This window comes from Rheinheimera marina (assembly GCF_042654345.1).
GTDB lineage: Bacteria > Pseudomonadota > Gammaproteobacteria > Enterobacterales > Alteromonadaceae > Pararheinheimera > Pararheinheimera marina.
The window spans coordinates 272,933-288,179 of record NZ_JBHSGB010000005.1 but is presented as its reverse complement, the minus strand read 5'-3'; the positions used below and the strand labels follow the sequence as shown (position 1 = coordinate 288,179).

18 protein-coding genes are annotated in these 15,247 nt (G+C 51.5%); 3 read left to right on the top strand and 15 right to left on the bottom strand.

Translation table 11 applies throughout. The annotated features are described in order from the left end of the window. Positions 1-31: 31 nt before the first annotated feature. The 4 genes from yfbR to ACFO3I_RS05505 form a co-directional block, all read right to left on the bottom strand. Positions 32-622, bottom strand: a complete 591-nt coding sequence (gene yfbR, locus ACFO3I_RS05520) for a 5'-deoxynucleotidase (protein WP_377332404.1) — start codon at positions 620-622, stop codon at positions 32-34. Then, positions 619-1,833, bottom strand: coding sequence for a pyridoxal phosphate-dependent aminotransferase (locus tag ACFO3I_RS05515; protein WP_377332402.1), 1,215 nt, complete (start codon positions 1,831-1,833; stop codon positions 619-621). The genes yfbR and ACFO3I_RS05515 overlap by 4 nt, the downstream gene beginning before the upstream one ends. Before the next feature lie 96 nt (positions 1,834-1,929). After that, on the bottom strand, positions 1,930-2,358 hold the full coding sequence (locus tag ACFO3I_RS05510) for a C40 family peptidase (RefSeq protein WP_377332401.1): 429 nt from the start codon (positions 2,356-2,358) through the stop codon (positions 1,930-1,932). Further along, entirely contained in the window at positions 2,355-2,984 is a 630-nt protein-coding gene (locus ACFO3I_RS05505; protein WP_377332399.1) for a hypothetical protein, read from the bottom strand. The genes ACFO3I_RS05510 and ACFO3I_RS05505 overlap by 4 nt, the downstream gene beginning before the upstream one ends. A gap of 224 nt (positions 2,985-3,208) precedes the next feature. On the opposite strand from ACFO3I_RS05505, the gene ACFO3I_RS05500 reads away from it, so the two are divergent. The 3 genes from ACFO3I_RS05500 to ACFO3I_RS05490 are packed head-to-tail and all read left to right on the top strand — an operon-like array spanning position 3,209 to position 5,206. Continuing rightward, positions 3,209-4,075: a glucosaminidase domain-containing protein gene (locus ACFO3I_RS05500; protein ID WP_377332398.1), complete on the top strand. Its 867-nt coding sequence runs from the start codon at positions 3,209-3,211 to the stop codon at positions 4,073-4,075. A gap of 1 nt (position 4,076) precedes the next feature. Continuing rightward, on the top strand, positions 4,077-4,721 hold the full coding sequence (locus ACFO3I_RS05495) for a DUF2987 domain-containing protein (RefSeq protein ID WP_377332396.1): 645 nt from the start codon (positions 4,077-4,079) through the stop codon (positions 4,719-4,721). Further along, on the top strand, positions 4,721-5,206 hold the full coding sequence (locus ACFO3I_RS05490; RefSeq protein WP_377332394.1) for a DTW domain-containing protein: 486 nt from the start codon (positions 4,721-4,723) through the stop codon (positions 5,204-5,206). Before ACFO3I_RS05495 ends, ACFO3I_RS05490 begins: the two co-directional genes overlap by 1 nt. Positions 5,207-5,211: 5 nt before the next feature. Here the strand turns inward: ACFO3I_RS05490 and ttcA are convergent, their stop codons facing one another. From ttcA to ccoN, 11 genes are all read right to left on the bottom strand, one after another. Then, the gene (gene ttcA / locus ACFO3I_RS05485; protein WP_377332393.1) at positions 5,212-6,141 is read right to left on the bottom strand and encodes a tRNA 2-thiocytidine(32) synthetase TtcA; all 930 of its coding nucleotides are present in this window, start codon (positions 6,139-6,141) and stop codon (positions 5,212-5,214) included. A 68-nt stretch (positions 6,142-6,209) separates the two neighbouring features. Continuing rightward, positions 6,210-7,142, bottom strand: coding sequence for a universal stress protein UspE (uspE, locus tag ACFO3I_RS05480; protein ID WP_377332392.1), 933 nt, complete (start codon positions 7,140-7,142; stop codon positions 6,210-6,212). A 108-nt stretch (positions 7,143-7,250) separates the two neighbouring features. Next, entirely contained in the window at positions 7,251-7,967 is a 717-nt protein-coding gene (fnr, locus tag ACFO3I_RS05475; protein WP_377332390.1) for a fumarate/nitrate reduction transcriptional regulator Fnr, read from the bottom strand. A 46-nt stretch (positions 7,968-8,013) separates the two neighbouring features. Further along, positions 8,014-8,697 (bottom strand): sulfite exporter TauE/SafE family protein, encoded by a 684-nt coding sequence (locus tag ACFO3I_RS05470; RefSeq protein ID WP_377332389.1) that lies wholly within the window; start codon positions 8,695-8,697, stop codon positions 8,014-8,016. Beyond that, a complete protein-coding gene (ccoS, locus tag ACFO3I_RS05465; RefSeq protein ID WP_377332387.1) occupies positions 8,690-8,857 on the bottom strand; it encodes a cbb3-type cytochrome oxidase assembly protein CcoS in 168 nt (55 codons plus the stop codon). The genes ACFO3I_RS05470 and ccoS overlap by 8 nt, the downstream gene beginning before the upstream one ends. Next, positions 8,854-11,235 (bottom strand): heavy metal translocating P-type ATPase, encoded by a 2,382-nt coding sequence (locus ACFO3I_RS05460; RefSeq protein ID WP_377332385.1) that lies wholly within the window; start codon positions 11,233-11,235, stop codon positions 8,854-8,856. The genes ccoS and ACFO3I_RS05460 overlap by 4 nt, the downstream gene beginning before the upstream one ends. A gap of 15 nt (positions 11,236-11,250) precedes the next feature. Beyond that, positions 11,251-11,736: a FixH family protein gene (locus ACFO3I_RS05455; RefSeq protein ID WP_377332384.1), complete on the bottom strand. Its 486-nt coding sequence runs from the start codon at positions 11,734-11,736 to the stop codon at positions 11,251-11,253. Between the two features lie 66 nt (positions 11,737-11,802). Beyond that, the gene (gene ccoP, locus ACFO3I_RS05450) at positions 11,803-12,780 is read right to left on the bottom strand and encodes a cytochrome-c oxidase, cbb3-type subunit III (RefSeq protein WP_377332382.1); all 978 of its coding nucleotides are present in this window, start codon (positions 12,778-12,780) and stop codon (positions 11,803-11,805) included. Then, entirely contained in the window at positions 12,773-12,949 is a 177-nt protein-coding gene (locus ACFO3I_RS05445; protein ID WP_377332381.1) for a cbb3-type cytochrome oxidase subunit 3, read from the bottom strand. The genes ccoP and ACFO3I_RS05445 overlap by 8 nt, the downstream gene beginning before the upstream one ends. Before the next feature lie 4 nt (positions 12,950-12,953). Continuing rightward, positions 12,954-13,595, bottom strand: a complete 642-nt coding sequence (gene ccoO / locus ACFO3I_RS05440) for a cytochrome-c oxidase, cbb3-type subunit II (RefSeq protein WP_377332379.1) — start codon at positions 13,593-13,595, stop codon at positions 12,954-12,956. An 11-nt stretch (positions 13,596-13,606) separates the two neighbouring features. Continuing rightward, entirely contained in the window at positions 13,607-15,037 is a 1,431-nt protein-coding gene (gene ccoN / locus ACFO3I_RS05435; protein WP_377332377.1) for a cytochrome-c oxidase, cbb3-type subunit I, read from the bottom strand. Positions 15,038-15,247 lie beyond the last annotated feature (210 nt).

Below are 15,247 nucleotides of genomic sequence, written 5' to 3'. Positions count from 1 at the left end.
GGCACTGCCATTGCGCAGTGCCTGCCAAGGTTTACTGGCTGATTTCATCCAGAGATAAGGAAAAGCTCGGTACAAAGACCTGCAGGAAGTATTTCACTTCGGCCAGTTCGTAGGTGGCCAGCATGCCTTCCAGCCGTTTTTTCGCCAGCACAAACTCATGATTGCCTGCAGAAATTTCTTCCAGCGTTTTGCCATAGGCACATAAGGTGTCGGCTGCTTTCACCAGCTGTTTCTCCAACGGACTATAACTGTCGCTTACTAGCAGGTTTTGGTAATGCGGTTGCAGTTCGGCAGGCAGCATCGCCAGCAGTTTCTGCTCGGCAATCTGTTCTATCTTTTTGTATTCCTGCGCTATTTGCGCATTGAAGTATTTCACCGGTGTGGGCAAATCGCCGGTCAGTACTTCACTGGCGTCATGAAACAGCGCCAGGCTGGCAACCCGATCCGGACTGATGTCGCCCTGAAACAACTCGCGGCGGATGGTGGCCAGCATATGAGCAACTACGGCCACCTGATGGCTGTGTTCCGCCACATTCTCAGTGGTCACATTGCGCATCAATGGCCAGCGGTTGATCAGTTTCATCCGGAACAAATGCGCAAAGAAGTGGCTGGAGCTACTCATTGCGAGTAGCCGTTGACGAATTGACCCAGTCGGCCTATCGCCATTTCCAGTTGCTCTTTGTGCGGCAGAAACACAATGCGGAAGTGGTCTGGTTCAGGCCAGTTAAAGGCGGTACCGTGCACCAGCAGGACTTTATGCTGACGCAGGAAATCCAGCACAAACTGCTCGTCGTCTTTGACTTTGATTTTCTTCCGATCAATTTTCGGGAATAAATACATGGCGCCTTTTGGCCGGACACAGCTTAACCCATCAATCTCGCTGACCAGTTTATGCGCCAGGTCCATTTGATCGTATAAACGCCCGCCAGGTACCACCAGCTCGTTAATACTCTGATAACCGCCAAGTGCCGTTTGCACTGCGTGTTGACAGGGCACATTGGCGCATAAGCGCATAGAGGCCAGAATGTTCAGGCCTTCAATGTAGGATTTCGCCAGATGCGTGGCGCCGGACAGAAAAATCCAACCGACGCGGAAACCGGCAATCCGGTAATTTTTCGATAATCCGCCAAAGGTCAGAATAAATAAATCGTCAGCCAGAGCAGCCGTGCTGGTATGGGTGGTGCCGTCATACAAAATTTTGTCGTAGATTTCGTCACTCATCACCACCAGTTTGTGTTCACGGGCAATCGCCAGCAGTTCCAGCAGCATGGCGTCGATATAGACGGCGCCGGTCGGGTTATTTGGGTTGATCAACACCAGAGCTTTGGTTTTCTTCGTGATTTTACTGCGAAGGTCAGCTAAATCCGGCATCCAGTCCGACAGTTCATCACAGCGGTAGTGAACGGCTTTGCCGCCGGCCAGGTTGACGGCTGCTGTCCAAAGCGGGTAGTCAGGGGAGGGGATCAGCACTTCGTCGCCGTTATCCAACAAGCCTTGCAGTGCCATCAGAATAAGTTCAGACACACCATTGCCGATGTAGACATCGTCAGCATCAGCGCCACGAATCCCCCGTTGCTGGTAATACTGCGCAACGGCGACACGGGCCGGATAAATACCTTGTGAATCGCTATACCCTTGCGCATTAGGCAGGTTATGGATCACATGTTTGAGAATTTCGTCCGGTGCTTCAAAACCAAAAGGGGCGGGGTTACCAATATTGAGCTTGAGAATACGCTGGCCTTCTTCTTCCATCCGTTTCGCTTCACGTGCAACAGGGCCACGAATGTCATAACAAACCCCGTCCAACTTACCCGAGCGCTCAATCGTTTTCATACCACTACCCGTTTATCCTCAGAAAGTCATTGTTGTATCGACGTTTTCACACATCTAGACGTCTTTTGCAATCACCCTCTGGAAAAAAAGTCGTGCTTAGTCCAGGCGAAACTGGTGCCAGCCCGGAGAAAAACGCCAATAGCGCATCAACTCTTGTTTTAAATCGAAAAAACTGGTGACGGGCAGGCTTTGGCCGCTGACGCAGGCGTAGGTAAAACGGTGGCAGTTATTGCGCAATAAATCGTAGGACTGATAGCTGTATACCTGAACCAGGGCCCTTTCTGCCGCTGCAGCTGACCCGATGATTTTACCGGACGGCTCTGTGGCCAGGTGCAGTTCTTCGCCACTGCGCTGGTCCAAAAAACGTTGTAACGACAAGGCCCGGACCAGGCCTGAGCCTGCGAGCTCAATGACCTGTCCGTCCCCGACATAAATGCCGCTGTGTTCAAACAGATGATAGATTTCACAGCACACCACAGCTCCAGGCGGGACTGTGGCGATGAATGCAGCCAGATTGCGCTTCACTGCTGATGTTTCACCTTGATATCACCCACCCCCACATTGGCTTTTAGGGTGAAGGTGCCGGAGCCACTGAGTTTGCTGTTACTGGTCACCATGGCTCGTTCGGTCTGATAACGACCCGCTCCGCCGCTAATGCCTGTGTCACCCACACCAGCGTCCAGTTCAATGCTCTGGTAGAGGCGGGTATCCAGCGTAAAATCGACATCGCCTACGCCGACATCGACTTTGGCATCTTGCTTCATCCCATCAATATCAATAGAGCCGACGCCCAGATCCAGTGCCAGAGCTAAATGCTGCGGCAATTGAATAGTCCAGCTTTGTTTGACGTCATCGTCATCTGCATCCAGTTCAATGCGGATTTTCACTTTGTCGCCTTGCTGGCGCATCTCAATCCTGGCATCGGATAAATCGGGTCCGAAACCCAGCCAGTTGTTATCGGGTTCCAGTTCGACATCCAGTTTGATATCTGTGCCTTCCACCACCTGAATATCCACCTGACCAACAGCCACATCCAGCTCAACACGGTGCAAATCTTTGCTGTCCAGTTGCTCTTGCAGTTGCACTGAATCGGCGGCGAAACTGGCCCCAGCCCATAACACTGTGGCGGCAATAAAAGTGAGTTTAAACATAATGACTGTCCTTATTGTTGTACGTTAATAGTAACTATGCATAGAACTTGCCAGTTTTTAATTGTATTTAAATCAATGACCTATGGTTTGTTGCTGACCTGTAAGCGGGCTTTTTCACCGCAGAATGGTCGAAAAACGCATTTGAAGTGGTTAAAATACGCGCCAGTGAAGTAAAACCAAGTTATTCGTCTGACTCAGTGCAGGGGAATTCTACAGGAGAGGCGATGCCAAATAAGGTCATCCGCAGCGTTGGGCAAAGCATAGCTGCAGCATTTGTGCTGTACTGTGCCGCTTATCCATTTTTAAATCCTGCTCCTGTAGAGGACATCGTATCGCTGGAAGCCTGGCAAATGCCGTCGAAACTGGATGCGCTGGACGCAGCCGATCAGCGGAAGTTGCTCAAACGCCTAGCTTATCCTGTCAGTATGCCTGAACTCGGTGCAGTACCAGACTTTACCGCGATGAAAGAAGTGGAGAAGAAAAAGAAAAAATTCTTTGGCTATCTGCTGCCTTTTGTCGAACGCGAAAACGCCCGCCTATTGAACCTGCGCCGGCAGATCATTGAGCTGGAGCAGCAATTCAGCCAGCGCGAGCTGACGGTTGAAGAGTATGCGTTTTTGTTCAGCTTGTATGACGAGTTCAAACTGGATTATCCGGAAGTCGATGCCACAGGCTTTGCTCAGCTGCTGAAGCGGGTGGATGTTATTCCGGCCGAGCTGGTACTGGTGCAGGCTGCCAAAGAATCCGGCTGGGGCAGCAGTCGTTTTGCACTGGAAGCCTTTAACTTTTTTGGCCAGTGGTGCTTTAAGGCCGGTTGTGGTCTGGTGCCTTCACAGCGCAGTTCCGGAAAATACCACGAGGTTGCGGTGTTCCCTCATGTCGCGGCCGCGGTCACCAGCTATTTCTACAACCTGAACACTTTTTATCAATACGAAGAGCTGCGTGAATTACGGGCTAAACAGCGCACCACAGGTGAGGTGAAAGGCCAGCATCTGGTGGCGGGTTTGCTGAAGTATTCTGAGCGTGGCCAGGCCTACGTCAATGAAATTCAAAAAATGCTGCGGGTAAACGACCAGCATATTGAGAGCTAAGATGAAACCTCTACTGATTGCTACTGCACTCTTGTGTAGCTTGCCGGTGCATGCTGACACCTTGTTTAACTACGACGGTTTTTATGCCCGGATGAAAAAAAGCGAAAAGGCCGAGTTCAGTGATATTACGCTGGCCTTCGAGCTGCAAAAAGCCGGCACCACAGAGCCCTGTGTAGTCGATAAAGCACTGATCACCACTGATATCTCTGAAGCGCCGCTGACACAGGCCGCCAATGGCGAGCTGGTGCTGCCTTACGACCAGGTACTGAATGATAACAAAGCGCTGATCCGCCTGATCCAGCCCGCTGGCGAAGCACAGTGCGATCTGAACTTCAAACTGCGGTCCAGGTTACCGATAGCTGAAAAAACCGAATTGAAAGTGCTGCAGCGTATGCACAGCCAGTTTGATCAATTGCTGGATAGTCTGGCGGGTGTCAGCAAATACTGGCTGCCAGAGGTGCAGGGACTGACGCTTCATTTTGCTGCTGAGGTTGTGGCGAGCTCTGCCAACCCCAAGGTGCAGGCTGCGCTGCAGTGTGAACAGAAAAGCTGCCAGCTGATGCTGACTCACGCTTTGCCAGAGGGCGCCATCATAGAGTTTAGTCAGACGCCATTGTACGCGACGCCTTTGCTTGTCCGGCCCTGATGCCACTGTATTTGCTCACACATGAGCGCGAACTGGCCAGAGCAACAAACACTGGCCAGCTGGTGCTTGAATGCCCAAATTCATGCCGTGAACTGCAGGTAAGCAGGATACTGTGGCAACGCAAAGCGCCTGACGCGACGTTGCTGGAGCTAGCGGCGAAAAACCGCCTTTGGTTGCTGTATCCGGCGAGCGGGCAGGTGCCAAGTCTGAGTGCTGATACACCCTTGTGCTGGGAGCAGCATCATTTAGTACTGCTGGATGCGACCTGGCAGGAAAGTCAGAAAATGCTGCGGCAAAGTCCCTATTTGCAGCGTATTCCCCGACTGAGTCTGGCTGCTGGCCCGTCAGCTTATCAGCTAAGACGTAATCAGCAGCAGGGCGCTTTATGCACAGCCGAAGTGGTGATGCAGTTACTGGAACGAGCGGGGCAGAAGGAAATAAGCGCTGAGCTGGCGCAGCGCTTTGCCGAATTTAATCAGCGCTAAGGACTTTAGCTGAGTTCCACTGTTTGGATCTGAACCTTCTGCTGTTGCTCCTGATAATCCTCGTCGTCCAGTAAACCAACAGGGATTTTTGGCACATCCACTTTATCAAAGGCCAGATCACCCTCTGCTAGGGTGGCACCGCGACGGACTGCGGCGAAATCAAACAGGTTTTTATCCAGCATATGGGACAGGGTGATGTTTTGCATGGCCTGAAACATGGTTTCAATGCGGCCAGGGAAGCGTTTATCCCAATCCTGCAGCATTTCTTTCACCACCTGACGTTGCAAGCCGTCCTGCGAGCCACAGAGGTTACATGGAATAATCGGAAAGCCTTTGGCTTCGGAGTACTTTTCGATGTCCTTTTCTTTGCAGTAGGCCAACGGGCGGATCACAATGTGCTCGCCATTGTCACTGATCAGTTTGGGAGGCATGGACTTCATTTTGCCGCCGTAAAACATATTCAGGAACATGGTTTCAATCATGTCGTCGCGGTGATGACCTAAGGCAATTTTCGTGGCGCCCAGCTCTTTGGCTGTGCGGTATAAAATGCCACGACGCAGGCGTGAACAGAGCGAGCAGGTGGTTTTGCCTTCCGGGATCTTTTCTTTGACGATGGAGTAGGTGTCTTCAGTAACAATCTGAAAGTCCACCCCAAGCTGGCTCAGATAAGCCGGCAATACATCGGCCGGGAAACCTGGTTGTTTCTGGTCCAGATTCACTGCCACAATAGAGAAATCAATAGGTGCAGACTGCTGCAGATTCAGCAGAATATCCAGCAGGGTGTAGCTGTCTTTGCCGCCTGACAAACACACCATCACTTTGTCGCCAGCTTCAATCATGTCGAAATCTGCGATGGCCTGACCCACGTGGCGGCGCAGACGTTTGTGCAGTTTGTTCAGATTGTATTGTGCTTTGGCTTGAACTGAATGTGACATGGACTAAAACCCCGACGAAAAAAGGCGCACATTATACTGTGCGCCACAAGTCCCGTCATCTGGCAGCGTTAGTTTTTACTGAGCGGACAGACAAAATTCGCCGGTTTAACCGCGAGCACGTCACAGTCGAGCCGGTCAATCACGTGTTCTGCGGTATTGCCGATAATAGCGGCAGACAAACCGGTGCGTCCAATGGTGCCAATCACCACCATTTCCGCGTCCAGCTCAGACGCCAGCCGGGGCAACACATCTTCCGGCATACCTTCCGCGACGTGAGTCTGCTCCTGCGGAATGCCAAATTCGGCCGCCAGCTTCTGTACGGCCAGCTGGTGATGTTGTTTCATGTTCTGGTTGTAATCCTGCGGGTTAAATTCAGGAATTTCGATGGCAATATTGACCGGTGTGCCCGGGTAGGCATTCACCAGTTGTACTTTACTGTGCAGCAAAGTGGCCAATGCGTTGGCCTGCTGCAAAATACGCTGATTCAGTGAGCTGTGATGCGTCTGCTCGCTGCCGGCATTCACTGCCGCGATGATATTGCCTTGTTCAGGCCAGTCATGGTCTTTGACCAGTAACACCGGGCAGGGGCATTTGCGTAGTACGTGCCAGTCGGTCGGGGTAAAAATCATCGACTTCAGTACGTCATGATCGTGGGTACCTTTGATCACCAGGTCGAATTGCTGCTCAAGTACGGCCTGTACTATCGCTTCGAACGGTCTGTTGTGCCAGACCACCTGGATATCAATCCGCAGGCCGGCGGCTTGGTAATCTGCCACCAGTTCGCGGATCCAGAGTTCACGGTCTGCAATAACGGCCTGGCGCATGGACTCGCGTTCTTCGCCGGACAGCATGGTGGTCATTTCGTAGGAAAAATCGTAAATAGATAAAAACGCGGTGAGTTGGCAGTCCTGCAATCTGGCCAGTTCGATCGCTCTGCCCAGCGCCTTTTGCTCAACCACTGAAGGGTCGAGCACCACCAGAATGTTGGCATATGATGTCATGGTCGATCTCCTGCTTGGCGTTCGCTTGAGTTAAGTGTAGCCAAGATAAGCTGATCGTCCCGCCCAGACCTTGTTTTAAATCAAGAGTCTGGGCAATTTTGCCCGGATTTAGCGGGCAATCACTGACTGTCCGGCTAACTGCTGCAGGGCGTCAGGATCGACAATGGTAATGAGTTTGCCATCGACCAGGATCAGCTCATCCTTATGGAATCGACCCAATAAGCGGCTAATAGTTTCAACGGTCAGGCCTAAATAATTGCCAATTTCGCCGCGGGTCATGCTGAGCCGGAACTCTTTACGCGAGAAACCGCGGTTGCCAAAGCGGTTAGCCAGATTAGCTAAAAACGCTGCCAGTTTTTCTTCGGCATTTTTCCGGTTGAGCAGGAGCAGCATCTGCTGATCGCCGCTGATGTCCTGACTCATCAGCCGCATCAATTGCTGACGTAACTTAGGTAGCTGGTCCATCAGCTGGTCAATTTGTGAAAAGGGAATTTCGCAGACCATGGCGGTTTCCAGCGCCTGCGCATAGCTTGGGTGCTGCTGTTCACCAATGGCGTCAAAGCCAATCACATCGCCTGGCAGATGGAAACCGGTGATTTGTTCCTCACCAGATTCGGTCAGGGTGTAGGTTTTAAAGGATCCACTACGTACCGCATAGAGTGCAGTCAGCTTTTTTCCAGACTCAAACAGATAATCGCTTTTGTGGTACGGCTTTTTGCGCTCAATAATCTCATCCAACGTGTCCAGCTCGGTAGTGCTCAGGGTAAAAGGCAAACAAAGCTGACTAAAGCCACAGTGCTGGCAATTGAGATTGGAGTGCGACATAAAACCTTCCTGTGGAATTCCACCCTGAATAAAAAACTAATCCAGCTTAAAAAATGCGTGGCGCCAGAGCAAGCCAAATTAGATAAATGGCGTAAATGCCTAATAACAAGCCTGTTAATACACGCACCCATAATTGGCTTTTAAGGCGGATCAACGCGGCGGCTGCCGAGCCGGACAGCAGAATGGCCGGCAGGGTGCCCATACCAAAAGCGAACATCATGGTGCCGCCTTGCCAGACGTGGCCACTGGCCAGGCTCCAGCCTAAGGCGCTGTACACTAAACCACAGGGCAAAAACCCCCAACACAACCCATAGCCCAGTGCTTTGCGGCGACTGTTCAGCGGCAATAGCTTTTTGGCAACGGGCTGTATCTGCCGCCAAAGCACGGCCCCGGCGCGTTCCAGTTGATTCAGACCAAACCAGAGGCGGGTCAGATACAGCGCCATCGCCAGCAACAGCAGCCCGCTCAGTAGTTTGAGCCAGAACAGCGCAAGCCCCAGGCTTGCCAGCAACAAGGCGCCAAAGCTGGCCACCAGCGCACCAAGCAGGCTGTACGTGGTCAGGCGGCCTAGACTTAGCCAGAGTTGTAATGCGGTGCGCTGTGAAGGGCTTTGATCGGTCATGCCAAGCTGCAGCGCGGCAGCCATGCCTCCGCACATCACCAGGCAATGCCCGCTGCCAAGCAGGCCAATGCTGAATAAGCTCAGCAGTTGCAAGCCAAATTCAGTCATCGTGCGATTCGGGTTTCTGGGGTTTGTCGTCGAATAAAATGCTGTAGCCTTCTTTATTCAAATCTTCGAACTGCTTACTACGAACGGCCCAGAAAAAAATGGCCAGCCCCAGACAGACAAACAGAATGGCGATAGGGATCAGCACATAAATAATACTCATGCTTTGAGTAACCTCAATGAATTGGACACCACCAGCACAGAGCTGAAGGACATCCCAATCACCGCGACCAGCGGTGAGACAAAACCACAGACGGCCAGCGGCACAATCAGCAGATTGTAGCCCATAGCCCACCACAGATTCTGCTTAATAACGCGCTGCGCCAGCACTGCACCGCTGAGCAGCTGAGGCAACTGGCGCAGATCACTGTGCAGCAGCACAACGTCAGCCTGGTTTTTCGACAAATCCGTCCCGCTGTCGAGCGCAACGGACACATGCGCGGCGTGGAATGAAGGGCTGTCATTGATACCGTCTCCCAACATCAGCACATGTTCGCCTTGCTGCACAGCCTGTTGCACCAGTTCGACTTTGCGTTCCGGGCTACAGCTTTTTTCGACCCGGTCAAATGGCAGCTGACTGGCCAGTTGTTCAACCTGAGAAGAACTGTCACCGGTCAATAAGACCAGTTTCAGCTGTTGTTGATGCAGTGCAACCAGAGTGGCAGCAGTTTCCGGGCGCAGTTTATCGTCCAGCTCCACAGCCAGTTGAAGTTTGCCGTCGATAGAGCAGTAAACTTGCGCTGCCTCAACGGTCGTGCAACGGCAAAATGCTGCACTACCAACCTGAAGCTGACGCTGCTGACCATCGGGGCTTGTCCAGAGTGCGGACAGACCTTCACCCACATGCAGCTGTACCTGACTTAGTGGGTCGCCTGGAGTCAGGTAGGGGGCAAATGCGCTGGCTATAGGGTGCTCTGAATAGGTCTCAAGCCGGGCAATCAGAGCCAGCAGTTCTGTTTCCGACCATTGGTCTGAAAAGCTGACCTTGCGCGCGATGCTAAAGCGGCCTTGGGTCAGGGTGCCGGTTTTGTCGAGAAACAAGGTGGTCAGTTTGGGCAGCGCTTCGAGCACTTGCTGGTTCTTAATCAAAATGCCCTGGCGATTCAACCGGGCTAAGGCACAGGTGATGGCTGTTGGGGTGGCCAGGGTCAGTGCGCAAGGGCAGGTTGCGACCAGCACAGATAAGGTCACCCAGAAGGCACGTTCCTGGTCAATCCAGAAGTACCAGACGATAAAGGTCAGGGTCGCAATAATGAGTAAGCGCTGGATAAAAAACTGCGCGAGGCGGGTAGTTTTTTCAATAATTTGTGGTTTTTGGTTCAGTGTTTGCTGCTGCAGCGCAATGATTTGGCCAAGTCGCGAACTAGGCAACGCCTGCGACACTTCAATCTCCAACAGACCATCGTGGTTCAAACTGCCAGCCAGTACGGTATCGCCCGGCCGTTTGGCGACCGCTTTGTATTCACCGGTCATCATGGATTCATCGGCTGAGCTGATGCCTGAACGCACCAGGCCGTCTGCCGCTATGGTCTCTCCGGCTTGCACCAGAATGCGATCGCCCGGCTGTAAACGTTTTGCCGAGACGATCTGCGGTTCGCCGCCACCAAGCAAGCGGGCCGACACTGGCATCACTTTCAGCAGGTTGCCTGTGGCTGCTCTGGCGCGGGCGCGGGCGCGAAATTCAAAAAACTTGCCCAGCTGCAGCAAAAAGATAAACATGGTGACAGATTCGAAATACACTTCACCTGTTTTAAATACGGTGGCATACACAGAAGCGAAAAAAGTATAGAACACCGCCAGTGTGACTGGCACATCCATATTGAGCTGGCCAGCTTTTACGGCGCGCCAGGCACTTTGGGTAAAGGGTTTGCCGGCATAAAACACCACAGGCGTGGCGAGCAATAAACAAATCCAGCGCAGAAAACCTTCAAACTGCGCTTCAATTCCGGTGTATTCGCCGAAATAGAGCCCAACCGCCAGCATCATGACTTGCATGCTCATAATGCCTGATACGGCCAGACGTTTCAGAAACTGGCGTAGCTCTGCCTGTTCCTGTTGCTCTTCATTGTCAGCGATAAAAGGGTTGGCCTGATAACCCAGCGCCTGGATTTTTTTCAGTATGGCGCTCAGTTTTAATCGGTCAGCATCCCAAACCAGCTGCAGGCGGGCAGTTGACGAGTTGACGGAAGCCTTATGAATAGCAGACTCAGCACTAAGTTGCTTTTCAATCAACCAGGCGCAAGCCGCACAGCTCATGCCGGATAACGACAGTTCGATTTGAGTGCCAGCGGCAGTGTGTTGGGTAATATCCGTGAGTACGTCGGCACTATCGTAGTTTTGCAGTTTCAGCTCATCAGGCACCAGGCCAGCTTTGCTGGCCGGAGCGGTGCGGAATTTGTAATAGTCCGTCAGTCCCTGTTCGACTATGGTCTGCGCCACCGCCTGGCAGCCAGGGCAACAAAATGGCTGGGCTTGGCCTTCGATGGTCAGCAGAAACTGACTGCCGTCAGGAACAGGTTCATGGCAATGAAAACACAACACAACAACAGCTCCTGATTAATAACCCAACGGAATTTCTTGCTGCACGGGCAGCATTGCAGTGGCTCTTAATTTCCAGTCTTTGTGCTCATCAGACACGATCAGGTTCCATTTGCCGCTTAAGGTGGAGGGTAGGGTTGCTACATAGAGGTTTTCCCCGCTGCGCTCTGCCGTCACCACGAAATCTTTGGCTGCAATAGTATTGTGGAAGAATTCGACTTTCAGATGTTGGCCCAGGGTTTTATTTTCCTGGAAGCGCACAATCACCTGATTACCGGCAATCAGCGTGGTTGCATGCAAATTTCTAAGCGCGGCTTCGCGGTACAGTGCCAGGTTCATATTAATAGCCCGGCCTTCTTTGTAATAATCATCGACAACCAAATCTGGATTGGCGCCTTGCATCACATAGATGGTATGGCCAGCTTTGATAAAGGATACTAAAGGAAAAGCCAGTAATACCCAGGGCCAGACTTGCTTGTACCAAGCTTTTTGCACAGTTGACATCAAATTCTCTCACTTTAGATAGCACTAAGCCCCACAGGTGGGGCTTAGTTTAGTCAAACCACCGGGTTATTTGGTGGACTCTTCCGGACGGGATAACCGGTAGACATAGGCAGCGATAATATGGATCTTATCATTGCCCAGTGTGTCTTTAAACGTGGGCATCTGTCCATTGCGACCGTGGTTGATGGTTTCAGCGACAGTGCCAGCTGAACCGCCATACAACCAGATGTTGTCAGTCAGGTTAGGTGCACCAAAGGGCAGGTTATGGGCAAGGCTGCCTTTACCGTCAGCGCCGTGACAGGCTGCACACATACCAAACTTGGCTTTACCGGCTTCGGCGTCTTTATCGTTCACCTTACGACCAGACAAACCTAGCACATAGGCCGTCATTTCTTTCACACCCTGCTCACCCAAAGCTTCACCCCAGGCAGGCATGGCGGCTTTACGGCCATGGGTAATAGTCTCGACGATTTTATCCGGCGTGCCACCATATAACCAGTCGTCATCCGTCAGGTTAGGGAAGCCTCGCTGACCGCGGGCATCTGACCCATGGCACTGAGCGCAGTTTTGTAAAAACAGGCGCTGACCAATTTTCAGTGCGGCAGGGTCGTATGCCAGGTCCATAATGTCGCGACTGGTGTACTTGGCAAATTCTTTACCATAAGTCTCGTTAGCCGCTTCGTATTCACGGTCCAACTGCACATTGCGGCCTTCGGCTTTGGCTGATTCAATAGCCGCTTTAGACTCTGCCAGGCTTTTTATGCCCTGATTAGAGCTGGTCCATTGCAATAAACCTTTCCATTGGCCCAGACCTGGATAAGCTGCGAAGTAATAGACAGACCAGGCAATACATGCGTAGAACATGTAAGTCCACCATTTCGGCAGCGGGTTGTTAATTTCTTCTATGCCATCAAATTCATGGCCAGTCGATTCGCCTTCTTTCACCCCAACATAGTTCTTGAGGTTCCAGGTCAGCAGCACGAAGCACAATACTATAACGGCAAGCGTTAAAACGATGATCCAAATGCTCCAAAAGCTACTCATGATCCGATTCCTGTTTCTGTTGTTGTTGTGGCTTGTCATCGGCAAAAGGCAGGTTAGCCTGCTCATCGAAGTCTGGTCTGCGCTTTAACAAGAACAGCCAGACAACGAGGCCAATAAAGCCTACAAACACGACCACTGTAAAAATGCTGTGTAGAGTTGCGAAATCCATAGGATTACTTCAACGCCGTGCCCAGTGACTGCAGGTAAGAGATCAGGGCTTGCATTTCAGTTTTGCCCTTCACTGCTTCTTCTGCGCCAGCGATGTCGTCAGCGGAGTACATCACGCCATCTTCATCGTTCGGGGGCATTTTGCCTTTGGTTAACAGGTTAAAGACTTCCATCTTCTTCGCTGTTAACTTGCCATCCAGTACGTTGCGGTCTAACCATGGGTAGCCTGGCATATTGGATTGAGGCACAACAGAACGTGGATCCATCAGGTGAGCATGGTGCCAGTCATCGCTATAGCGACCACCAACACGGGCCAGATCTGGACCTGTTCGTTTGGAACCCCACAGGAATGGGTGTTCCCACACGCTTTCTCCTGCAACTGAGTAGTGGCCGTAACGCTCTACTTCATGCCGGAATGGGCGGATCATCTGGCTGTGACAGTTGACACAACCTTCACGGATAAAAATATCACGGCCTTCCATTTGCAGTGCAGTGTAAGGTTTTAGCCCGTCTACTGGCTCTGTGGTTTCTTTTAAGAAAATCAGTGGGGTGATTTCCACTAAAGTACCGAAGCTGATTGCCACAACAGTACCGATAGCCAACAGACCGGCGCTTTTTTCAAATCTTTCGTGATGGTTCTTAGACACGATAGGGCTCCTTAAGCAGCTTCAGCAACGGGTTCCAGAGCACCGTCTTTGGCTCTGATGGTTTTCACCACGTTGTAGGCCATTACCAGCATACCGATAACAACAAAACAACCACCGATAAAGCGCATCAGGTAGAACGGATACGACGCTTCCAGGCCCTGAACAAAACTGTAGGTCAAGGTACCGTCTGTATTCACTGCACGCCACATCATGCCTTGCATAATACCGCTGATCCACATGGCCACGACATACAGAACCACACCGACAGTGTGCAGCCAGAAGTGGGTGTTAATCAGCTTGATGCTGTACATCCGGCCTTGGTTAAATACGTTTGGTATCACATGGTAAATCGCACCGATAGACACCATGGCGACCCAACCTAAAGCACCAGAGTGAACGTGGCCAACTGTCCAGTCCGTGTAATGCGACAATGCGTTTACTGATTTGATAGCCATCATTGGACCTTCGAAGGTCGACATGCCGTAGAAGGACAGCGAGACAATCAGGAAGCGCAGGATAGGATCAGTTTTCAGTTTGTGCCAGGCTCCTGACAGCGTCATGATACCGTTGATCATGCCACCCCAGCTTGGAACGAACAAAATTACCGACATCACCATACCGACAGACTGAGTCCAGTCAGGCAGGGCAGTGTAGTGTAAGTGGTGAGAACCCGCCCAAATATACAGAGCAATCAGGGCCCAGAAATGCACGACAGACAGACGGTAAGAATAGACAGGGCGACCCGCTTGTTTGGGTACAAAGTAGTACATCATGCCGAGGAAGCCGGCGGTTAACAGGAAGCCTACAGCATTGTGACCGTACCACCACTGCACCATAGCATCGACAGCGCCAGCATAAATGGAGTAAGACTTGGTCATCGACACTGGGATTGCCATGCTATTGACGATATGCAAGGCGGCTACCGTGATAATAAATCCACCATAAAACCAGTTAGCGACATAAATATGACTGGTTTTACGTTTGATTAAGGTGCCAAAAAACACGATAGCGTAAGAAATCCAGACTACCGCGATCAGAATGTCTATAGGCCATTCCAGTTCTGCGTACTCTTTACTGCTTTGGCCAATGCCCTGCGGCAGAGTGATAATGGCTGCAATAATGACGGCCTGCCAGCCAAGAAAGGTAAACATCGCCAGCTTTTCAGCAAACAATCTGACCTGACAGGTACGCTGCACTACATAGTAGGAGGTAGCAAACAGGGCACTGGTGCCGAAAGCGAAGATGACTGCGTTAGTGTGAAGAGGACGAAGACGACTGTAAGTCAACCACTCCGTATCGAAGTTTAATGCAGGCCAGAATAACTGGGCTGCAATAAAGACACCCAACCCCATACCGACAATACCCCACAGAACTGTGGTGACGGCGAAGAGGCGGACAACGGTGTAGTTGTAGTCAACATTTAACGATTTGGTCTGGCTCATGTTGAGTTCCGCTGCAGTTTATTGCGTTTGGTTAAAAATTCACCCGAGGGTGACCCTTCTTATTGTTGACTTCGGTTTTACAAGGGATGAACAAGCCACCGCCCTGACAAAGCCTAGGTCATTTTGGGCCTGAATAATAAAAGTTTTGACCTGAAAAAGATAGGCAAATGCGCCGCTTTTATGATGTAGAACAATAGTGCTGGTTGTAAA